Source organism: Paraburkholderia youngii, from assembly GCF_013366925.1.
GTDB classification, from domain to species: Bacteria; Pseudomonadota; Gammaproteobacteria; order Burkholderiales; family Burkholderiaceae; genus Paraburkholderia; species Paraburkholderia youngii.
In genome coordinates this window covers 151,899-172,055 of record NZ_JAALDK010000001.1, presented here as the reverse complement: position 1 = coordinate 172,055, position 20,157 = coordinate 151,899, and the positions used below count along the sequence as shown (strand labels likewise).

The window sequence follows — 20,157 nt, the reverse complement described above, 5'->3', positions numbered from 1 at the left end:
TTAAGGCCAGTCGACGTGTCTGCATAGCGCGTTGAAACATTCGGCACATCTGTGAGCGTGCCGCCGATTTCTCCGTGAACGGAACCGGGCTGCGGCCTCGCACACGCCATGCGGGCGTGTCGATGCCGCGCTGGTTTTTCCCCGTTGGGGTCCTATGGGCTCAGCGGGGCCGTTCGCGAAACTGCATTGCAAAGAGCTTTTATGTCTTTTGATTCCCTCGGCTTGTCCGAACCGCTGGTCCGCGCTGTCAATGAACTCGGCTATACCAGCCCGACTCCGATCCAGACTCAGGCGATCCCGGCCGTGCTCAACGGCGGCGATCTGCTCGCCGGCGCGCAAACCGGCACCGGCAAGACCGCCGGCTTCACGCTGCCGATCCTGCAGCGCCTCAATTCGATGGCGCCGGCCGCCGGCGGCAAGCGCGTGGTGCGCGCGCTGATCCTCACGCCGACGCGCGAACTCGCCGCGCAGGTCGAAGAAAGCGTGCGTGCGTACGGCAAGTATCTGAAGCTGAAGTCGACCGTGATGTTCGGCGGTGTCGGCATCAATCCGCAGATCGATGCGCTCAAGCGCGGCGTTGACATCGTCGTCGCGACGCCGGGCCGTCTGCTCGATCACATGCAGCAGAAGACCATCGACCTGTCGCATCTCGAGATTCTCGTACTCGACGAAGCCGACCGCATGCTCGACATGGGTTTCATCCACGACATCAAGCGCGTGCTCGCGAAGCTGCCGCCGAAGCGCCAGAACCTGCTGTTCTCGGCGACCTTCTCCGATGAGATCAAGACGCTCGCCGACAGCCTGCTCGATTCACCGGCCCTGATCGAAGTCGCGCGCCGCAACACGACGGCCGAAACGGTCGCGCAAAAGATTCACCCGGTCGATCGCGACCGCAAGCGCGAGCTGCTCACGCATCTGATCCGGCAGCACAACTGGTTCCAGGTGCTCGTGTTCACGCGCACCAAGCACGGCGCGAACCGCCTCGCCGAGCAGCTGACGAAGGACGGCATCAGCGCGCTCGCGATCCACGGCAACAAGAGCCAATCGGCCCGCACGCGCGCGCTCGCCGAGTTCAAGGACGGCACGCTGCAGGTGCTGGTGGCAACCGACATCGCGGCGCGCGGCATCGATATCGATCAGCTGCCGCACGTGGTCAACTTCGATCTGCCGAACGTGCCGGAAGACTACGTGCACCGCATCGGCCGCACGGGTCGCGCGGGCGCGACGGGCGAGGCGGTGTCGCTCGTGTGCGTCGATGAACTGCAGTTGCTGAAGGACATCGAGAAGCTGATCAAGCGTCCAGTCCCGCAGGAAGTGATCGCCGGTTTCGAGCCGGATCCGACCGCGAAGCCGGAGCCGATCCAGCGACGCGGCCAGGGTGGCGGCGGGCGTTCGCAGCGCCAGGGACAAGGCGCGGGGCGTCGTGACGGCGCTGCTGGTGGTGGCGCATCGGCCAAGCCGGCTCAAGGCTCCGGTCAGCGTTCGGGACAGCGTGCGTCTAACGCTCAGCCCGCGCCGCGGCCGCAAGGTGCGAAGCCGGCCGGCAATGGCGGTCAGCCGCGTCGCGATACTCAGCGGCACGACGATCGGCCGCGTGCCGCCGCGCATGATGGCGCTCCCGCGCACCACGCGCCGCGCAAGCCTCAAGGCAATCGTTCGCCCAACGGCAATCCGGGCGCGTTGCTCGGCGGCGGCGTGAAGCGCAACGATGCGCCGCGTGGCGCGCAACCGTCGCGCAACGGCGACCGCGGCCGTTAAGCGCCGCTCGGCCTAAGGGCTGCCAGCGTGCGTACCAGCCATTAGCGCTTCCCTGCTCGAAGACTAACGGCTGCTCGCGGCGGCAGCCCGCTTCAAATGCTCGATTTGCTGTTCCCATCGCTCGAGCGCCGCACTCCCCTCTCCCTGCAATTCGAACGTGATGCCGCCCGTCAGGCGCGCATAACGGGCGCTTTGCGCTTCCGCTGTGTCGATCGAGCCGAGCAGATAGACGAGGCCGCTGTCATCGCCCGCAACACCGGGCAGCGGCGCGATACGCAATTGCACCTGATAGAACGCCGCATCGCATACAAAGCTCAGCGCCGCGCGCCCGCTTTGCGCAATCGCGCCCGTCGCGCGCGCCTGCGGCCATAGCGCAATGCACAGCGTGCGCGAGTCGGGTGCATAGAGTTCGCCGACGCTCAGCAGCGATGTGCGCACGTGCCCGTTCGCATCGACGCTCAACAGCGAGGCGGTGAAGCCCACCTTGTCCGCAAGCGACGAACCGTCGAACAACGCGCGCACGTTGGCCGGCCATTCGTCGAACACATTCTGTTCGAGCGGACGCGCGGACGGTGATGCGGAAGAGGAATCGCTCATGCCATCGATCCAGTCGAAGAGGGGGGTAAAGCTCAATCATGCCTCGAAAAAAGCAAAGCCCGCTGATGCGGGCTGATGCGGGCTTTGCTCTTTGCTTCGCTTTCAAGGCTCAGCGAAAGAACACATGCTGCGTGATCTTCGCGAGCGGATAATGCACACCCGGCTGAATGCGCGCCGGCAGATCGAGCGGCTTGAGCAGCATCTTCACGCACATGTCGGCGGACAGATTGCGCCGCACCAGCTTATTGATACGCGCCGCGCGCTCGCGGTTATATGCGGAGTCGTGCACGCGCTCCGGATAGCGAATCGCGAACACGTGGCGCAATGCGATCTCCGAATCTTCGTTCTTGATTTCCATCACGCGACGCATCAACGCGCCGAGCACCGCGAGCCGGCCGTTGCCCTCGATCCGGTTGTACTTCTTGAAGTACTTGAAAAAGTGCTTGTAATGACGGACTTCGTCGGTGCGGATGTTGTCGGTGATCTGCTTGAGCACCGGCTCATCCGAGCATTCGTTGATCGCTCGATACAGCGTCGCGGTACCCGTTTCGACTACGCAACGCGCGACCATCTCGAGCGCCCGGGTCTTTTCGAAATCGTCGACCGAGCACGTCAGCGAATACTCGCCCATGAAATTGCGGAACGCGGTGTGCCAGTCGAACTCGGGCCATACATACGCGATATAGGTCTGCAGCGCCCGGCCGTGCTGCATTTCCTCGGGCTCCCACTCGTGGTTGAGCCAGGCCGAGACCTCCGGATCGTCGTTGAAAAATGTACTCAGATTGCTGGTGTAGAGATCAGTGCCGCTTTCGATGAACGAGGCCGCGCACAGCAACAGCAGCAGGTCTTCGTTGGCCGCGGCCTTCTGCCGGTCGATGCGCGTCAGATCGATGTCCTCGATCCGCCAGGGCATGACATGGTTCAGCTCCGTGTGCATTGTGTCTTGCTCCCATGCTGTACCGACCCGTGGAGTTCTTCGCAACCGCCCCCGCGCTCGCCGTGATGTTCTCCGTGCCGGATACAACGCCGTGAATTAGAGTTGGGCCCTTGTACCCTGCATGTTAGCCGGAGATATCCGACCATGCAGTTCACACAGCACAGACCATGCCGCAACGACGCAGTTCCGATTCCAAGATAGTCGAAATCTTGCAGCGGATTAAAAACGATGTCCGCAAGGCAAAAAAAGCCAGCCCAAAAGGCTGGCTTTTCGGACACAACCCAGGTCCGGCCGGGTTGGAGACACGGGCGCCCCCAGGCGGCCCGCTCTTCCTCAGGCAGCTTGTACCTCGCCCGAGACGGGACGCACTCGACGCATGCGCCGCGCAACGATGATCAGCGATGCGCCCGAAAGCACCGCCGCAAGCAGCACGTAATAACTCGGCGCGAGTTTGTCGCCGGTCAGATGAATGAAGGTTTCGACGATGGTCGGCGCGAAGCCGCCGAAGATCGTCACGCCGATGCTGTAACCGATCGAAAGGCCAGTCGAGCGTACCTGGGTCGGGAAGATCTCCGACATCAGCGCGGGCATCGGCCCCGAGTACGAGGCCTTGAAAATACCGGCGACGCCTTGCAGCACGAGCAGCCAGCCAATCGTCGGATGTGCCTGCAACCATGCGAACATCGGATAGATCAGCAGGCCCATCAGGATCGACGTGCTCAGCATGATACGAATTCGGCCGATGCGATCGGACAGCGCGCCCATGATCGGTGAGAAGATGAACTGCATGCCGCCGTTCAGCACGACCACACCGAACGAGGCGGCCGCCGCCATATGCAGCTGCTTGACCGCGTAGAGCGGCATGTAGAGCTGCAGCACGTACACCCCGACCGTCGACTGCGCAACGATGCCGATCGCGAGCAGCAGGTTGACCCACTGATTCGCGAACGACGCGTCCTTCGATCCGTTCACGGCCTTGTGTTCGCCGGCCGCTTCGCTAGCCGCCCGCTCTTCACGCAATGCGAGGAATTCGGGTGTCTCGTCCAGATGCGAGCGAATGTAGTAGCCGACCGGCCCGACCAGCAGACCGAACACGAACGGCACACGCCAGCCCCAGCTGTTCAGGTGCTCGGCCGGCAGCCACGCGGTCAGCAGCGAACCGAAGGCCGCCGCGGTGATCGCCGCGAGACCCTGGCTCGCGAACTGCCAGCTCGCGTAGTAGCCGCGCCGCGTCGCGCTGTGTTCGACCATGAACGCGGTCGCGCTGCCGAACTCGCCGCCGACCGCGAAGCCCTGCACGAGCCGCGCGAACAGCACCAGCAGCGGCGCCGCGAGACCGATCGTCGAAAACGGTGGCATCACGGCCATCGTGAAAGTACCGACCATCATCAGCGCGATCGCGAGCGTGAGCGCCGCTTTGCGGCCCTTGCGGTCGCCGTACACGCCGAGCACGATCGCGCCGAGCGGGCGCATCAGGAACGAGATGCCGAAGGTGGCGATCGCGAGCAGCGTCGACAGCCACTCGTCCTGCATCGGGAAGAACTGTTTCGCGATGATCGTCGCAAAGTAGCCATAAACCAGGAAGTCGAACCACTCGAGCGCGTTGCCAATCGACGACGAGAAAACGATCCGCCGCACCATCGCTTTCGAAAGCGGCGCGGCGTGAGGCGAAGCGCTTGTCGAATGCGACGCGGGGGTGTTCATGATGGTCTCCTGCGTGTCTGCTGCGTGATAGCTGTGTCGGGCGCGGCTTCGCCTGCATCGGCGAGGCGGCTGGTGGGCGCGCATTGGCGCGGCATACGGAATGCCGCGCGTTCGTCGCCTGTTGCCCGGGTGTCTGAGCTGAGCTCCGGTGTGGACCTCAGCTCCGCGCGTTGCCTCGTCGTGGCCTAGAAGCCGGCCGCCAGACCGTCGCGGCGGCTGTCGCTGGCCGCTACGTAGCCGCGCTCCGGCTCGTTGCGATCGAGCTTCCAGATGAACTGGCCGGAGCCGAAGTCCATGTACGGATCGTCGACCGACTTGATCGTGTGGCCGAGCTTCTGCAGGCCCTCGGTGGTCTTCGGATCGAGCGTCGACTCGATATCGACCGTGAAGTCGCGGTTGACCTTCCAGCGCGGCGCATCGCACGCGGCCTGCGGCTGCTGTCCGTAGTCGAGCATGCGCACCACGGTCTGCAGATGACCTTGCGGCTGCATGTCGCCGCCCATCACGCCGAAGCTCATCACCGCTTCCTGCTGGCCGTTCACCTGCTGCGTGAGGAATGCCGGAATGATCGTGTGGAACGGCCGCTTGCCGCCCTCGACGACGTTCGGCGACTTCGGGTCCATCGAGAAGCCGCAGCCGCGGTTCTGCAGCGCGATGCCGCTCTCGGGCACCACGACACCCGAGCCGAAGCCCATGTAGTTCGACTGGATGAAGCTGACCATCATGCCGCTCTCGTCCACGGCCGACATGTAGATCGTGCCGCCCGCCATCGGCATGCCGAAGTCGAAGTGCGTCGCGCGCTTCGGATCGATCAGCTTCGCGCGTGAGCTCAGATACGCGTCGTCCAGCATCTGCTCGGGCGTGACTTCCATCGAGCGCGGATCGGCGACATAGCGATACACGTCGGCAAACGCGAGCTTCATCGCTTCGATCTGCAGATGCTGCGACTCGACGCTGTCGACCTTCAGCGACTTCACGTCGAACTTTTCCAGGATGCCGAGCGCAACCAGCGCCGCGATGCCCTGGCCGTTCGGCGGAATCTCGTGCACGGTGTAGCCGCGATAGTCCTTGCCGATCGGCTCGACCCAGTCAGCGCGGTAGTTGCGCAGATCGTCGGCGCTCAGCGCGCCGCCGCCTGCGCGCGCGAACGCGGCAATCCGCTCGGCGATTTCGCCTTCGTAGAACGCGCGCGGGCCTTGCTCGGCGAGCAGGCGCAGCGTCTTCGCGTGACCGGGGAAGCGCACCAGCTCGCTGACCTCGGGCGCACGGCCGCGCGGCATGAAGGTTTGCGCGAAGCCCGGCTGGTCCTTCAGCTCAGGCACCGCGGCTGCCCACTTGTAAGCGACGATGCTCGCCACCGCGTGACCGCGCTCGGCGATTTCGATGGCCGGCTCCATCAGGTCGGCGAACGGCAGCTTGCCGAACTTCTGGTGCAGCGCTTCCCAGCCGGCGATCACACCCGGCACGGTGACCGCATCCCAGCCGCGCTTCGGCTGCTGCGCGAGGCCGTTTTCCTCGCCATATTTGCGCTTGAAGTAATCGACGTTCCACGCGGCCGGCGCTACGCCCGACGCGTTCAGACCATGCAGCTTCTTGCCGTCCCACACGAGCGCGAACGCGTCGCCGCCCAGGCCGCACGACACCGGCTCGACCACCGTGATCGCGGCGGCGGCCGCGATGGCCGCATCGACGGCATTGCCGCCTTTCCACAGCATGCGCAGCCCGGCCTGCGCGGCGAGCGGGTGCGAGGTCGAAACGATATTGCGTGCGAATACGGGCAGACGTTGCGTCGGATAAGGGTTTTGCCAGTTGCTGAAGCCAGTCATGTCGAACACTCTCGAAAGCGCGGCCGGCACGAAAAAGTCGCCGGACATCAGGGGAAAGGTTGTAAAGCAGGTAAATCGCGAAACCCAGGATTGCATCGCGAAGCGCGCCAAAAAACAAATTCATTTATTAAATGAATAAATGCGAAATGCGCCTGAACGAGGGGATCGAGCAAATCCGTAGTGCTCTCGGCGAATTCCAGCGGACTGCGCCAGTTGGCGGACAAAGGGCACGATGGTCTTACAATAGCCGCAACCGCGTTCGTCGACGGCCGGCTTTCGGCCAGCCGCTTGATGACGACGACGGACCGCGCCGACACAACAGCCACGACACACCACACATGACACGAGACCCCCGCCTGACTCTCAACGCCCGGCAACAGGAATTGCTGGAGTGGGTGCAACGCGACGGCTTCGTGACCGTGGACGACCTCGCGAGCCACTTCGACGTCACCCCGCAGACGATCCGCCGCGACGTCAACTGGCTCGCCGATATAAACCTGCTGCGCCGCTATCACGGCGGCGCCAGTCTGCCGACCAGTTCCGAGAACGTCTCCTACACCGCGCGCCAGCGCATGTTCCATGAAGAGAAGCGACGCATCGCGGCGCTGGTGGCCACTCACATTCCGGACCAGGCATCGCTGTTCATCAACCTCGGCACGACCACCGAGGAAGTGGCACGCGCGCTGAACCGCCACCGCGGCTTGCGCGTGATCACGAACAATCTGAACGTCGCGAGCATGATGAGCGGCTACCCGGACTGCGAAGTGCTGGTGACGGGCGGCATCGTGCGACCGTGGGACAAGGGCATCGTCGGGGAACTGGCGATCGACTTCATCCGTCAGTTCAAGGTCGATTTCGCGATCATCGGCACGTCGAGCATCGAAACGGACGGTACGCTGCGCGATTTCGATACGCGCGAAGTGCGTGTCGCCGAGGCGATCATCGAGCACGCGCGCACCGTTTTCCTCGCCGCCGATCACTCCAAGTTTGGCCGGCCCGCGCTAGTTCGCCAGGGACATCTCGAGCAGATCGACGCGCTGTTCACCGACGCCGCCCCACCCGCCGACATGGCCGAGGCTCTGAACGCCGCGAATTGTCAAATCTACATCGCCGGATAATTCCAGGCGTTCTCCGCCATGCTGCGGTGCACGCAAAACCTCGCGTGAAATCAAGAATTTGGCTGCAGGGCCGGACCGCCTATCGCGCGGCCAATTGTCAAATGGAAAATTTACGGGGACCATGTTGGCGTTTCATCGGTGCTCGCCTACACTCCAGTTCCCCAGCGTACGTTGCGAGTTTCGCACGGCGTCGGTTGTGTGAACCTGTCGTGTAAGCCGTACCTCCCGCCCTGATCTTTAGCGGACCCCCGCCCCGGCCTACCGGTCGACTGCAAGGCTGTCCGCAATTTGCTGACATGGAGAGAACGATGCTGAGTCCGCATGAATTCGCCACGTTGTTGCTCGTCAAGGACGCCCCCAACCAGGTCGAAATGGACCGAGAAGAACTCGATGCGTTGCTCGAACGCCAACTGGTGCAACTCGAACGCCTCGCATCGGGCAACGAAGAATGGCGCGTGACGGAAACCGGCGACACCGCATTGCGGGCCATCAAACGTTATTCGTGAGTTTCCCCTGCAGTTGACAGCGGGCCGCCTTTGCGGCCCTTTGTTGTGCGCATCTCATTTACACAGTAAATTCGCGCGACGGACTTCTTCCCGACCTCGCGCATGCCCAAGACGCTCTCCGCCGACGACATCCAGCAGTTTCGCGAAGCGATGCGACGCGTCGCGGAAAACGCGTTTGCGACCCGCGGCGCACAAGGCGTGACGATGCGCGAGCTGGCGAAGGAGCTCGGCTGCAGCGCGATGACACCGTATCGCTATTTCCGCGACAAGGAAGAAATTCTGGCGATGGTCCGCGCCGCCGCGTTCAACCGCTTCGCCGCGCGCCTCGAAGCGGCCGCGAAAGCGATCCCCGCGAGCGCCCCCGCCATCGATCACAGCGCCGTCAGCCGGGCCTATGTCGACTTCGCGCTCGATGAGCCGCACGCCTATCGTTTGATGTTCGATCAGACGCCGCAACAGCAAGGCGCTTACCCCGAGCTGGCCGCGGCGTCGCAACGCGCGTGGCGCCTGCTGGAAGCGCACTTCGAGCGGCTCGTCGAGGCGGGTGTTCTCGAAGGCGATCCGCGTCTGATCGGCTACGCGTACTGGACGAGTCTGCACGGCTTCACGATGCTCGCGCTCGCGAACCAGTTGCCGCCGCCGGCGGCCCGACACGCCGATTCCGCCGACGACGGCGCACATGAGCCGTCGCGCGAAGCGGTGTTCGCGCAGATCCTGCGCATGCTGTGGCGCGGAGCGTTGGCGCCGCAAAAGTGAACCGGTGCGCCTGGCAGGCGGCGCGAGAGTCGGGCCCACAGTCAACCCGCTGCCACTTAGCCGCTACGCAAGGTCGGGTCGACAGTCGCCCGCCAGCTGAGCGCCCTTGCGCGCTGCTCGTTGAAGAACTCGACCCACTGGTTGCGCACCTTCGGATCGCTGCTCGTCCCCTCGCTCGCATGGCGCTGCGCGATCGACGCCTGGAACGCGCAGAAGTCGTCATTCGACAGCCGGCCGCGCCGGTTCGCCACATAGGCATCGAAGAACGTCTCGTAGACGATCTGCGCGTCGTGGCCGTAGTCGACGGTCTGCGGCGAGCACATCTTCTGCAACGCCTCGAACGACGTCGCGCCCCTCGTCCCTTCCAGACTCGGCGTACTCACGCATCCTGCCAGAAGCGCGGCAGCGCCGATCATCAAAAATCCTCGCATTCATCACCTCGAAATGGCTGCTGCCAAGAGTATCGTCCGCGCTCGCGCGTTACGCCACTCGGTCGCCATTCGATCCACGTTCGTGCAAATCAAGCGAACTTTACTTTTTCGAATATGTTCATTAAAGTTCGAAAACGAACATGATTCGTTCAATTAGCTTTCCAACTGACTTCCAGATTCGATCCAGAGGGCTCAGCAGGTGACGCAAGGCACGAAATACGATTTGCTCGTCGTCGGTGGTGGGATCAACGGCGCCGGCATCGCCCGCGACGCGGCCGGCCGCGGCCTGTCGGTGCTGCTGTGCGAGCAGGACGATCTGGCCGCGCACACGTCGTCGGCGAGCACCAAGCTGATCCACGGCGGGCTGCGCTACCTCGAGTACCGCGAGTTCGGGCTCGTACGCAAAGCGCTGCAGGAGCGCGAAACGCTGCTGCGCGCGGCGCCGCACATCATCTGGCCGCTGCGCTTCGTGATGCCGCACATGCCCGAACTGCGCCCCGCCTGGCTGATCCGCGCGGGTCTGTTCCTGTACGACCATCTGGCTAAACGCGAGCTGCTGCCGGGCTCGCGCGGCATCGTGATGAGCCGGCATCCGGCCGGCGCGCCACTCGTCGAAACGATCAAGCGCGGCTTCGTTTATTCGGACGGCTGGGTCAACGACGCGCGCCTCGTCGTGCTGAACGCGCTCGACGCGCACGAGCGCGGCGCGACGATCCTCACGCGCACGAAGCTGCTCAACGCCGTGCGCGCGGGCGGCGAGTGGCGCGCGCAACTGCAAGGGGCGGACGGCACGACGCTCGACGTGCGCGCCGCCGCGATCGCGAACGCGGCGGGCCCGTGGGTCGGCGAGCTGCTGCAAGGCGCGCTCGGCCGGCCGTCGTCGCATAGCGTGCGGCTCGTCAAGGGCAGCCACATCGTCACGCGGCGCCTATTCGAGCACGACCACGCGTACATCTTCCAGAACCCGGACAAGCGGATCATCTTCGCGATTCCCTATGAGCACGACTACACGCTGATCGGCACGACCGACCTCGAATATCGCGGCGACCCGTCGCAAGTCGCGATCGACGCCAACGAAACGCAGTACCTGTGCGATTCGATCAACCGCTACTTCAGGCAGAAGATCTCGCCCGCCGACGTGCGCTGGAGCTATTCGGGCGTACGCCCGCTGCTGGAGGACGAGAACGCGGACAATCCGTCGGCGGTCACGCGCGACTACTCGCTCGAACTCGATGCGCCCGCGAACGAGGCGCCGCTGCTGTCGGTGTTTGGCGGCAAGATCACGACCTTTCGCAAGCTCGCCGAGCAGGCCGTCGATACGCTCACCGACGCGCTGCACCACGGCGCGCCCGCGTGGACCGCCGACGCGCCGCTGCCGGGCGGCGACATCGCGCAGGCGAACTTCAATCGCTTCCTCGGCGAGTTCTCGCGCGAACATGCGTGGCTGCCGGCATCGCTCGCGCATCGGCTCGCGCGCGCGTATGGCACGCGCGCGAATCGCGTGATCGGCTCGGCGCACTCGCGCGCCGAGCTCGGTCGCGAGTTCGCGCCGGGTCTGCACGAAGCCGAGCTGATTTATCTGCGCGATACCGAATGGGCGCGCACCGCGCAGGACGTGCTGTGGCGCCGCTCGAAGCTCGGCCTGCATGTCGAGCCGGACACGCTCGAGCAAATCACGCGCGACATCGACGCGTGGTTCGCGCGCGAACCGGTCCGGCAGAGCGCCTAGCAGGCTGTTGAATTTGGATCCCGTGTAAACGGGGTTTGAAGGACGGGCGTTATGGATATCGTGTTCATGATCTTTGGCAGCGGATGCGATGCGCGGAATGGACGAGATGCAGGAACCCCTGTTCACGACGGTCAAGCTCGAGGACTTCGTCCCGGCAGATCACCCGTTGCGACCGATCCGGTTGCTGGTGAATGATGCGTTGAAACGGCTCAACGGGCTGTTCAGCGTCATCTACGCGGACACCGGTCGTGCCTCGATTGCGCCTGAGAAGCTGATGCGGGCGCTGCTGTTGCAGGTGTTCTACTCCGTACGCAGCGAGCGCATGCTGATGGAGCAGATGCGCTACAACCTGCTGTTCCGCTGGTTTGTCGGGCTGGCGATTGAGGACGCCGTGTGGGACCACTCGGTGTTCTCGAAGAACCGCGACCGGCTTCTGGAGCATGAAGTCGTGGAAGCGTTCTTCACCGAAGTCATGAGCCTGGCGGACAAGCGGGGCTTGCTGTCGAGAGAGCATTTCTCGGTGGACGGCACGCTGATTCAGGCGTGGGCCAGTCACAAAAGCTTCCGCCGCAAGGACGGCCCGGACGATGGTCCGCCAGCCGGCGGTGGCCGCAACGCCGACACCGACTGGAAAGGCGAGCGACGTAGCAATGCCACGCACGAGTCGACTACTGATCCGGAGGCGCGATTGTTCAAGAAGAGCCACAAGAGCCCGGCCATCCTGTGCTACCACGGGCACATCCTGATGGAGAATCGCTCGGGGCTGGTGGTCGGCGCCGTGGTTAGTCACGCAGATGGTTTTGCCGAGCGGGCCAGCGCATTGCAATTGCTCGATTGCGTGCCAGGTACTCATGCGAAGACAGTTGGCGCCGACAAGGCGTATGACACCCGTGACTTCGTGAACGATTGCCGCGCTCGCAACGTGACACCGCATGTCGCGCGCAACGATGAGCGTTGGGGCGGCAGCGCCATCGACGGTCGCACTTCGCGGCATGCGGGCTACCGGACTAGCCAGATCATCCGCAAACGAATCGAAGAGCATTTCGGCTGGGGCAAAACCATCGGGCGGATCCGGCAGACGGTCTATCGCGGCCTCAAGCGCGTCGACCAGCACTTCAAGCTGACGATGGTTGCGAGCAATCTGACCCGCATGGCCCGAATGCCAGGGATGGTGCCGCGAGGAGCGACGCGATGAGCCGCCAATGCGCGAAGACTGCGCGCCAGACGAGCCGCATGCGTGCGCCTGCCCCGCGCAGATCGCGCGGTGAACCGTTAATTCAGCGCAATATCGCACGCGCAAGTCTCCTGAACATAGCTTCGGTCGTCATGACGGGGCGCTTTTCAACAGCCTGCTAGGCGACGCGGCAGACGACACCCGGCGAGCGGAGCCGGCCACCCACCGCAGCTTCGGCTGGACGACGCCGGCACGCACCCTCAAACTATGGCGGCTCGCTCGCAACAACACGCCGCTCGCATCGCCGGCCAAACGATCCGGCGATCCATAACATGCATGGAGAAGAGACAATGCAGGATCAGTACGTCCTCGCGCTTGACCAAGGCACCACCAGCTCACGCGCGATGCTGTTCGACCGGCGCGGCAACGTCGTGTCGAGCGCGCAAAAGGAATTCCAGCAGATCTACCCGCAGCCTGGCTGGGTCGAGCACGATCCGCGGGAAATCTGGTCGACCCAGGCCGGCGTCGCCGCCGAGGCGGTCACGCGAGCCGGCATGAACGGCACGTCGATCGCGGCGATCGGCATCACGAACCAGCGCGAAACCACGATCGTGTGGGATCGCGAAACCGGCCACCCGATCTACAACGCGATCGTCTGGCAGGACCGCCGCACCGCCGACTTCTGCGACGAACTGAAAGCGCAAGGTCTCGAAGCGAGCGTGCGCGCGAAGACCGGTCTGCCGATCGACTCGTACTTCTCGGCGACCAAGATCCGCTGGATTCTCGACAACGTCGAAGGCGCGCGCGAAAAAGCGCGTCAGGGCCGGCTCGCGTTCGGCACCGTCGACAGCTGGCTCATGTGGAATTTCACGAAGGGCGCGCTGCACATCACCGACGTAACCAACGCGTCGCGCACGATGCTGTTCAACATCCATACGCTGAAGTGGGACGACGAACTGCTCGCCGCACTCGACGTTCCGCGCAACATGCTGCCGGAAGTGCGGCCATCGTCGGAGGTGTACGGACCGACGGTGACCACCGTGTTCGCATCGAAGATTCCGCTCGCGGGCATCGCCGGCGATCAGCACGCCGCATTGTTCGGCCAGATGTGCACCGAGTCCGGCATGGTCAAGAACACCTACGGAACCGGCTGCTTCCTCGTGATGAACACGGGCGCCAAACCGATCGAATCGAAGAACAATCTGGTCACGACGATCGCCTGGCAGATCGGCGAGCGTATCGACTACGCGCTCGAAGGCAGCATCTTCATCGCCGGCGCGGTGGTGCAGTGGCTGCGCGACGGCCTCGGCATCATCAGGAGCGCGGCCGAAATCGAAACGCTCGCGCGCAGCGTGCCGCATTGCGACGGCGTGTATCTCGTGCCTGCGTTCGCCGGCCTCGGCGCTCCGCACTGGAACGCGCATGCGCGCGGCACGCTGTTCGGGCTCACGCGCGGCACGACCTCCGCGCATATCGCGCGTGCGGCGCTCGATTCGATCGCATATCAATCGCTCGATGTGCTGAAGGCGATGGAAGCCGACTCGGGCATTCGCATCGGCGAACTGCGCGTGGATGGCGGCGCGTGCGCGAACAATCTGCTGATGCAGTTCCAGGCCGACATCCTCGGCGTCGACACGGTGCGCCCCCAGGTGTCGGAGACGACCGCGCTCGGCGCCGCCTATCTGGCCGGTCTCGCGGTCGGCTACTGGAAGGATATCGACGAGTTGAAGAGCCAGTGGAAGCTCGAGCATCGCTTTACGCCGGCGCTGCCGCACGCGGAGGTCAGGACCTGCCTCGATGGCTGGCAGCGCGCGATCCGCGCGGCGAAGGCGTGGGCCGATACACCGTAAGGTCGTCAGGCCGCGGGCACGCAGAACATCGAAAGGACGTGGTCCGAAAGCACGTATGATGTCGCTTTTCACCCCGGCGAGCGGGCCCCGCAACCCGCCGCCCGCGCGCGTTGCGCTTATCGTTTTTCAGGCATGATCGACCACCTCATCTGTGACTGCGACGGCGTGCTCGTCGACAGTGAAGTCATCGCCGATCGCGTGATGTTCGACACGCTGACGGCCACCTTTCCCGGCATCGATTTCGCCCCCGTCATCAAAACCGCGTTCGGCCAGCAAACCTCGCGCTTTCTCGCCGGCCTCGAAAAGCAGTTCGACATCACTCTGCCCGCGAACTTCCTCGATACGATCGAGCACAACGTCGAGCTCGCGCTCGCCGCGTCGCTCGGTCCGATCCACGGTGTGCGCGACGCGCTGCAGCGCGTGACGCTGCCGGCCGCAGTCGTGTCGAACAGCCGCATGACACGTGTGAGCGCATCGGTGCGGCGGGCCGGTCTGCAGCAGATTTTCGGCGAGCGGGTGTTCAGCGCCGAGCAGGTCGCGCGGCCAAAGCCCTATCCCGATGTCTATCTGTTCGCGGCCACGTCGCTCGGCGTCGAGCCCGCGCGCTGCCTCGTCGTCGAAGACAGCGTCTCGGGCCTGAACGCGGCGCGCGCGGCCGGCATGAAGACGATCGCCTTCGTCGGCGCGAGCCATATTCCGGACGGCTATGCGGATGCGCTGCGCGCGATGGGCATCACGCGAATCATCAAGCATATGGATGAACTGCCGGCGCTGATCGACGCGGGCGTGCGCGGCGAGTTCGGCGACGTGCAGTCGTAGCGGTTTCGCGCAACGCCGATAAAAAAGCCGGTTCTTCTTGCGAAGAACCGGCTTTTTGCGTCATGGCACTGCGTGCCGCTCGAAGCATGATGGCCCGTCAAGCCTCGGCCAGCGCGCCCTCGCGCACCCGCGCGAGCGTCTCGCGAAACTCGACCAGCTCGGCGATCGTCAGCATCGGCAGATCGTGTTGCGCGGCAAAGCGTTCGACGTCCGCACCGCGCGTCATCGTGCCATCGGCGTTCATCAGTTCGCACAGCACGCCGGCCGGCGTCAGGCCCGCGAGGATCGCCAGATCGACGGTGCCTTCGGTGTGGCCGCGCCGTGCCAGCACGCCGCCGGGCATCGCGCGCAGCGGGAACACGTGGCCAGGGCGCACGATGTCGGCGGGCGTGGCCGTATCGGCGATCGCAGCGAGGATCGTAGTCACGCGATCCTGCGCGGACACGCCGGTGCTGACGCCTTCGCGCGCTTCGATCGACACAGTGAACGCGGTGCCGTGACGGCTTTCGTTGTTGACGGCCATCGGCGGCAGTTCGAGCGCGCGGATCTTGTCGTCGGGCAGGCACAGACACACGATGCCGCTGCATTCGCGGATCAGGAGCGCCATCGTTTCGACCGACAGGCGCTCGGCCGCGACGATCAGATCGGCTTCGTTCTCGCGGTCGTGGTCGTCCTGCAGCACCACGGCGCGACCCTCGCGCAGTGCCTGCAAGGCGGCGGCGATACGCGGCGGAACGGCTTCGGTGGCAAGCAGGGGAAGATCGGCGAAGGCATCGTCTGCAATCGTCGACGGAGCGGGAAAAGTAGCAAAGGACATGTTGAAACGCTCATCGCAAAAGTTGGGCGAAAAACGTTTCAGGGCATTGCAAACAGACTGACGCGCTGCCGCCTGGCACGCCGCACGAAAGCGGACGATAGTCAGCCGCCCAAGCTACGGGCGGCATCGCGGAACGCACATGACTATCTGCACATCTTCTTCCATCCGGACTATCACCGTCGGCTCTGGCTTCTGACCAGATCTGCTGACCCCGCCGCAATCTCCGCTACTGCGAAGACCACTCGATGCGGGCGCTCGCGGGCTTGCCGGCTCACGCTGTCGCGCTGTCGGCCTACCGCCGGTGGGGAATTGCACCCCGCCCTGAAGACGCACTGATTGCCGGTTTGACCGGCCGGCGAAGCATACAACAGTCGCGCAAGCGCTGCAGCGCGACGAACAAAGACCCTACTGACGGCGTTGGCCCTGCATCGACGCCCCGAGCTGCCCCAGAACCTCGAATGCCGTCGATTCTCAACCCGGCACGCCTTCGCACGCAGCCTCATCGCGCGCGGCGCTCGCGGCCCGCACTTCCCAGCGCGGCGGCGCCTCAGCTCGCAGCGTCACGCGAAACGCGCGCGCCTCGGTGTCGCCGGGATTGCGCAGGCTGTGCGGCTGGTCGGCGTCGAACACGATCGCGTCGCCGGTCGCGAGCAGCTGGCGCTGGTCGTGCACGCTGACTTCGAGCGTGCCGTCGCTGACCACCAGATTCACCGTCGTGCCCGGCGCGCGGCGAATGCCCGCCTCCGTATGCAGCGGCGCGATCCGCAGCTCGTGAAACTCGGCGGCGATCGACTCGTCGTCGGGATACAGCGGGCGCACCGAGTAGCGCCCGTTCGCGCTGACCACGCGGGCCGAACGCTCGGCCGGCAGATGCTCGAAGCCGTTGGTCGCGTGACGCCGCAGGAACGCCGCCACCGACACCTTCAGCGCCGCCGCCACCTTGCACAGCACTTTGATCGACGGCACGCTGCGCGCCGACTCGATTTGCGCGAGCATCGCGCGCGACACGCCGGACGCGCGCGCCAGCGCATCGAGCGAAAGCTGGCGTTCGGCGCGCAGCCGCGCCAGATTCACGCCGACCAGCTGTTCGAGCGCATCGAACGGTTCGGCAGAGCGCGGCGCGGCGTTGGTATCGCCATCGGCCGAAGGATCGCGGACCAGCGCGAGCGGGGAATGCATATTGGCCTCCAGAGCGCCGCCCAGCGGCGCAAGAGCAGTAAGTGGAGGCAAGATAGCATCGGCTCTCGCCGCGCCCAACGAAGTTATCGTCACACTGTTATCAGCATGGCGGAGGCAAGCAACTGACGACTCACGCGCCTTGGGCGAACGTGCGCGCGCTGCTCGATTTCCTCGCCGAGCGCTTCGCGCAGGTGTCGGATCAACCGGGAAGCCCGCTGGGACTGCCGCTGGAGCAGCCAATGAGCGCCTCATGAGCGCTAAAACCCCCGCAGCGTGAAGGGCTATAATATGCAGTTACGCTGCAAAGACACGCGCAAGCCGGCCATCAAGCGCCGCGCTGCCCCGCGCCGCGGCCTCCTTCACCTTTTTACGACGCCCCCAGGTTAACCACTGCGACCGGCGAAATTCGATGACCAAGAAAGTTTATGTAAAAACCTTTGGCTGCCAGATGAACGAGTACGACTCCGACAAGATGGTCGACGTGCTCGGTGCCGCTGAAGGACTCGTCAAGACCGACACGCCGGAAGACGCCGACGTGATCCTGTTCAATACCTGCTCGGTGCGCGAAAAAGCGCAGGAAAAAGTCTTCTCCGACCTCGGCCGCGTGCGCGAGCTGAAGGACGCGAATCCGAATCTGATCATTGGCGTGGGTGGCTGCGTCGCTAGCCAGGAAGGCGCATCGATCGTCGCGCGCGCGCCGTACGTCGATATCGTGTTCGGTCCGCAAACGCTGCACCGCCTGCCGCAGATGATCGACGAGCGTCGCGCGAGCGGCCGCGCGCAGGTCGATATTTCGTTTCCCGAAATCGAGAAGTTCGATCACCTGCCGCCGGCGCGCGTCGAAGGTCCGAGCGCGTTCGTGTCGATCATGGAAGGCTGCAGCAAGTACTGCAGCTACTGCGTCGTGCCGTACACGCGCGGCGAGGAAGTGTCGCGTCCGCTCGACGACGTGCTGACCGAAATCGCCGGCCTCGCCGACCAGGGCGTGCGCGAAGTCACGCTGCTTGGCCAGAACGTGAACGCTTATCGTGGCAAATTCGGTGGCGCGCTTACGGTCGGTTCGACCGAGATCGCCGACTTCGCGACGCTGATCGAATACGTCGCGGACATCCCCGGCATCGAACGGATTCGCTACACGACGTCGCATCCGAAGGAATTCACGCAGCGCCTGATCGACACTTATGCGAAGGTGCCGAAGCTCGTCAGTCACCTGCATCTGCCCGTGCAGCACGGCTCCGACCGCATCCTGATGGCAATGAAGCGCGGCTACACCGTGCTCGAGTACAAGTCGGTGATCCGCAAGCTGCGCGCGATCCGCCCGGATCTGTCGCTGTCGACGGACATGATCGTCGGCTTCCCCGGCGAGACCGAGGAAGACTTCGCGAAGATGATGGCGCTCGTCGAAGAGATGAAGTACGACACGAGCTTCTCGTTCATCTACAGCCCGCGCCCCGGTACGCCGGCCGCGAACCTGCACGACGACACGCCGCGCGAGGTGAAGCTGAAACGTCTGCAGCATCTGCAGGCCACGATCGAAGAGAACGTGCAGCGCATCAGCGACGCGATGGTCGGCAAGATCGAGCGCATTCTGGTCGAGCGCCCGGCGCGCAAGGACCCGAACGAGCTCGCGGGCCGCACCGAGAACAACCGCGTCGTCAATTTCCCGGCGTCGGTGGCGTCGCATGCACGGCTGATCGGTCAGATGGTCGACGTGAAGATCGTGCACGCGTACCCGCACTCGCTGCGCGGCGAACTGGTGATGGTTCACGACGACGGCGCCGCCGTGACGCACTGAGCACGCTAAGCGCACTGACCGACATTCTGAGTATCGCAACCGACAGGATCGACTCACCGCCTTGAAGACCACTCAGCAGCATCTGGAATTCACCGCACCGCGCGATGACAACGCGCGGCTCGCCAACCTCTGCGGACCGCTCGACGAAAATCTGCGGCAGATCGAGCAGGCGCTCGACGTGACCCTGCAGCGCCGTGGCCACCGCATCACGATCCGCGGGCGCGGCGCGAAACTCGCGCTCACCGCGCTCGAAAACTTCTACAACAGCGCACGCGAGCCCTTGTCAGTCGACGACATCCAGCTCGCGCTCGTCGAAGTGCGCCATCCGGCGCGCCATCGTTCGAACGGCAACGGCAATGGCAATGGCGGCGACGCCGTCGACACGCGCTTCACCGGCAATCCCGATCATCCGTTCGACCAGCCCGCCGATGCCGATGCGAGCGAAGATGACTTCGAGGAATACGGCCCGAAACTGTACACGCGGCGCGCGGATCTGCGCGGCCGCACGCCGGCGCAGCGCGAGTACCTGAAGCAGATCGTGTCGCACGACGTCACCTTCGGCGTCGGCCCGGCCGGCACCGGCAAGACCTACCTCGCGGTGGCCTGCGCGGTCGACGCGCTCGAGCGCGACCAGGTCAAACGCATCGTGCTGACGCGCCCGGCCGTCGAAGCAGGCGAGCGGCTCGGTTTTTTGCCGGGCGATCTGGCGCAAAAGGTCGATCCGTATCTGCGTCCGCTGTACGACGCGCTGTATGACCTGCTCGGCTTTGACAAAACCGCGAAGATGTTCGAGCGGCAGATGATCGAAATCGCGCCGCTCGCGTACATGCGCGGCCGCACGCTGAATCACGCGTTCATCATCCTCGACGAGGCGCAGAACACCACGCCCGAGCAGATGAAGATGTTCCTCACGCGGATCGGCTTCGGCTCGAAGGCGGTCGTCACCGGCGACACGACCCAGGTCGACCTGCCGCGCGGCCAGAAGAGCGGGCTGATCGAAGCGCAGCAAGTGCTCGCGAACGTGCGCGGCATCGCGCTCACGCGCTTCACGAGCGCGGACGTGGTGCGCCATCCGCTGGTCGCGCGAATTGTGGAGGCGTACGATGCGCATGCGCAGAAATCGACCGCCGCGGCCGATTCGCGCTAAAGCGATGCGCTTCG

The 20,157-nt window shown here is 64.6% G+C and carries 18 protein-coding genes, 1 pseudogene and 1 riboswitch; of the genes and pseudogenes, 12 read left to right on the top strand and 7 right to left on the bottom strand.

Features of this window, described 5'->3' with window-relative positions:
- The first annotated feature begins 201 nt into the window (after positions 1 to 201).
- Positions 202 to 1,758: a DEAD/DEAH box helicase gene (locus tag G5S42_RS00810; protein ID WP_176105110.1), complete on the top strand. Its 1,557-nt coding sequence runs from the start codon at positions 202 to 204 to the stop codon at positions 1,756 to 1,758.
- 63 nt (positions 1,759 to 1,821) lie between these two features.
- Here G5S42_RS00810 and G5S42_RS00805 read toward each other — a convergent pair whose 3' ends face one another.
- From G5S42_RS00805 to ggt, 4 genes are all read right to left on the bottom strand, one after another.
- Positions 1,822 to 2,355, bottom strand: coding sequence for a hypothetical protein (locus G5S42_RS00805; RefSeq protein WP_176105109.1), 534 nt, complete (start codon positions 2,353 to 2,355; stop codon positions 1,822 to 1,824).
- Positions 2,356 to 2,464: 109 nt separating this feature from the next.
- Positions 2,465 to 3,292 (bottom strand): ferritin-like domain-containing protein, encoded by an 828-nt coding sequence (locus tag G5S42_RS00800; RefSeq protein WP_176105108.1) that lies wholly within the window; start codon positions 3,290 to 3,292, stop codon positions 2,465 to 2,467.
- Positions 3,293 to 3,625: 333 nt separating this feature from the next.
- Positions 3,626 to 4,996 (bottom strand): MFS transporter, encoded by a 1,371-nt coding sequence (locus G5S42_RS00795; protein ID WP_176105107.1) that lies wholly within the window; start codon positions 4,994 to 4,996, stop codon positions 3,626 to 3,628.
- A gap of 185 nt (positions 4,997 to 5,181) precedes the next feature.
- Positions 5,182 to 6,822, bottom strand: coding sequence for a gamma-glutamyltransferase (ggt, locus tag G5S42_RS00790; RefSeq protein WP_176110250.1), 1,641 nt, complete (start codon positions 6,820 to 6,822; stop codon positions 5,182 to 5,184).
- Between ggt and G5S42_RS43755 the strand changes: the two genes are divergently transcribed.
- The 4 genes from G5S42_RS43755 (at position 6,821) to G5S42_RS00775 (ending at position 9,202) form a co-directional block, all read left to right on the top strand.
- Positions 6,821 to 6,961 carry a hypothetical protein gene (locus G5S42_RS43755; RefSeq protein ID WP_176365620.1) on the top strand — a complete coding sequence of 47 codons (141 nt, stop codon included), beginning with the start codon at positions 6,821 to 6,823 and terminating at the stop codon, positions 6,959 to 6,961. The two genes, ggt and G5S42_RS43755, sit on opposite strands and share 2 nt — an antisense overlap.
- A gap of 199 nt (positions 6,962 to 7,160) precedes the next feature.
- Complete coding sequence (locus G5S42_RS00785; protein ID WP_176105106.1) at positions 7,161 to 7,940, top strand: DeoR/GlpR family DNA-binding transcription regulator; 780 nt, start codon at positions 7,161 to 7,163, stop codon at positions 7,938 to 7,940.
- Between the two features lie 308 nt (positions 7,941 to 8,248).
- A complete protein-coding gene (locus G5S42_RS00780) occupies positions 8,249 to 8,446 on the top strand; it encodes a hypothetical protein (RefSeq protein ID WP_013090475.1) in 198 nt (65 codons plus the stop codon).
- Positions 8,447 to 8,548: 102 nt separating this feature from the next.
- On the top strand, positions 8,549 to 9,202 hold the full coding sequence (locus G5S42_RS00775) for a TetR/AcrR family transcriptional regulator (RefSeq protein WP_176105105.1): 654 nt from the start codon (positions 8,549 to 8,551) through the stop codon (positions 9,200 to 9,202).
- A 56-nt stretch (positions 9,203 to 9,258) separates the two neighbouring features.
- Here the strand turns inward: G5S42_RS00775 and G5S42_RS00770 are convergent, their stop codons facing one another.
- A complete protein-coding gene (locus tag G5S42_RS00770; protein WP_246391772.1) occupies positions 9,259 to 9,618 on the bottom strand; it encodes a hypothetical protein in 360 nt (119 codons plus the stop codon).
- A 214-nt stretch (positions 9,619 to 9,832) separates the two neighbouring features.
- On the opposite strand from G5S42_RS00770, the gene glpD reads away from it, so the two are divergent.
- The 4 genes from glpD to G5S42_RS00750 all read left to right on the top strand — a co-directional run bounded on the left by glpD (position 9,833) and on the right by G5S42_RS00750 (position 15,205).
- Positions 9,833 to 11,362: a glycerol-3-phosphate dehydrogenase gene (glpD, locus tag G5S42_RS00765; RefSeq protein ID WP_176105103.1), complete on the top strand. Its 1,530-nt coding sequence runs from the start codon at positions 9,833 to 9,835 to the stop codon at positions 11,360 to 11,362.
- 88 nt (positions 11,363 to 11,450) lie between these two features.
- Positions 11,451 to 12,557 (top strand): IS5 family transposase, encoded by a 1,107-nt coding sequence (locus G5S42_RS00760; protein WP_376776852.1) that lies wholly within the window; start codon positions 11,451 to 11,453, stop codon positions 12,555 to 12,557.
- Positions 12,558 to 12,886: 329 nt separating this feature from the next.
- Positions 12,887 to 14,386 carry a glycerol kinase GlpK gene (glpK, locus tag G5S42_RS00755; protein ID WP_176105101.1) on the top strand — a complete coding sequence of 500 codons (1,500 nt, stop codon included), beginning with the start codon at positions 12,887 to 12,889 and terminating at the stop codon, positions 14,384 to 14,386.
- 132 nt (positions 14,387 to 14,518) lie between these two features.
- Positions 14,519 to 15,205, top strand: coding sequence for an HAD family hydrolase (locus G5S42_RS00750; RefSeq protein ID WP_176105100.1), 687 nt, complete (start codon positions 14,519 to 14,521; stop codon positions 15,203 to 15,205).
- Between the two features lie 97 nt (positions 15,206 to 15,302).
- Here the strand turns inward: G5S42_RS00750 and ribB are convergent, their stop codons facing one another.
- Positions 15,303 to 16,022 (bottom strand): 3,4-dihydroxy-2-butanone-4-phosphate synthase, encoded by a 720-nt coding sequence (ribB, locus tag G5S42_RS00745; protein WP_176105099.1) that lies wholly within the window; start codon positions 16,020 to 16,022, stop codon positions 15,303 to 15,305.
- Positions 16,023 to 16,171: 149 nt separating this feature from the next.
- Positions 16,172 to 16,355, bottom strand: a riboswitch (FMN riboswitch).
- 138 nt (positions 16,356 to 16,493) lie between these two features.
- A complete protein-coding gene (locus tag G5S42_RS00740) occupies positions 16,494 to 17,201 on the bottom strand; it encodes a helix-turn-helix domain-containing protein (protein ID WP_176105098.1) in 708 nt (235 codons plus the stop codon).
- Between the two features lie 149 nt (positions 17,202 to 17,350).
- Between G5S42_RS00740 and G5S42_RS45655 the strand changes: the two are divergent.
- The 3 genes and pseudogenes from G5S42_RS45655 to G5S42_RS00730 form a co-directional block, all read left to right on the top strand.
- Positions 17,351 to 17,455, top strand: a pseudogene (locus tag G5S42_RS45655) (LysR family transcriptional regulator); the annotation flags it as partial.
- A 155-nt stretch (positions 17,456 to 17,610) separates the two neighbouring features.
- Positions 17,611 to 18,996: a tRNA (N6-isopentenyl adenosine(37)-C2)-methylthiotransferase MiaB gene (miaB, locus tag G5S42_RS00735; protein ID WP_176105097.1), complete on the top strand. Its 1,386-nt coding sequence runs from the start codon at positions 17,611 to 17,613 to the stop codon at positions 18,994 to 18,996.
- Between the two features lie 61 nt (positions 18,997 to 19,057).
- A complete protein-coding gene (locus tag G5S42_RS00730) occupies positions 19,058 to 20,143 on the top strand; it encodes a PhoH family protein (protein ID WP_176105096.1) in 1,086 nt (361 codons plus the stop codon).
- Positions 20,144 to 20,157: the final 14 nt, after the last annotated feature.

Excerpts from the sequence above, each read along its gene's own strand:
- G5S42_RS00810 (WP_176105110.1), top strand. The coding sequence starts at position 202 with ATGTCTTTTGATTCCCTCGGCTTGTCCGAACCGCTGGTCCGCGCTGTC.
- G5S42_RS00805 (WP_176105109.1), bottom strand. The coding sequence starts at position 2,355 with ATGAGCGATTCCTCTTCCGCATCACCGTCCGCGCGTCCGCTCGAACAG.
- G5S42_RS00800 (WP_176105108.1), bottom strand. The coding sequence starts at position 3,292 with ATGCACACGGAGCTGAACCATGTCATGCCCTGGCGGATCGAGGACATC.
- G5S42_RS00795 (WP_176105107.1), bottom strand. The coding sequence starts at position 4,996 with ATGAACACCCCCGCGTCGCATTCGACAAGCGCTTCGCCTCACGCCGCG.
- G5S42_RS43755 (WP_176365620.1), top strand. The coding sequence starts at position 6,821 with ATGTCGAACACTCTCGAAAGCGCGGCCGGCACGAAAAAGTCGCCGGAC.
- ggt (WP_176110250.1), bottom strand. The coding sequence starts at position 6,822 with ATGACTGGCTTCAGCAACTGGCAAAACCCTTATCCGACGCAACGTCTG.
- G5S42_RS00785 (WP_176105106.1), top strand. The coding sequence starts at position 7,161 with ATGACACGAGACCCCCGCCTGACTCTCAACGCCCGGCAACAGGAATTG.
- G5S42_RS00780 (WP_013090475.1), top strand. The coding sequence starts at position 8,249 with ATGCTGAGTCCGCATGAATTCGCCACGTTGTTGCTCGTCAAGGACGCC.
- G5S42_RS00775 (WP_176105105.1), top strand. The coding sequence starts at position 8,549 with ATGCCCAAGACGCTCTCCGCCGACGACATCCAGCAGTTTCGCGAAGCG.
- G5S42_RS00770 (WP_246391772.1), bottom strand. The coding sequence starts at position 9,618 with ATGATCGGCGCTGCCGCGCTTCTGGCAGGATGCGTGAGTACGCCGAGT.
- G5S42_RS00760 (WP_376776852.1), top strand. The coding sequence starts at position 11,451 with ATGCGCGGAATGGACGAGATGCAGGAACCCCTGTTCACGACGGTCAAG.
- glpK (WP_176105101.1), top strand. The coding sequence starts at position 12,887 with ATGCAGGATCAGTACGTCCTCGCGCTTGACCAAGGCACCACCAGCTCA.
- G5S42_RS00750 (WP_176105100.1), top strand. The coding sequence starts at position 14,519 with ATGATCGACCACCTCATCTGTGACTGCGACGGCGTGCTCGTCGACAGT.
- ribB (WP_176105099.1), bottom strand. The coding sequence starts at position 16,022 with ATGTCCTTTGCTACTTTTCCCGCTCCGTCGACGATTGCAGACGATGCC.
- G5S42_RS00740 (WP_176105098.1), bottom strand. The coding sequence starts at position 17,201 with ATGCATTCCCCGCTCGCGCTGGTCCGCGATCCTTCGGCCGATGGCGAT.
- miaB (WP_176105097.1), top strand. The coding sequence starts at position 17,611 with ATGACCAAGAAAGTTTATGTAAAAACCTTTGGCTGCCAGATGAACGAG.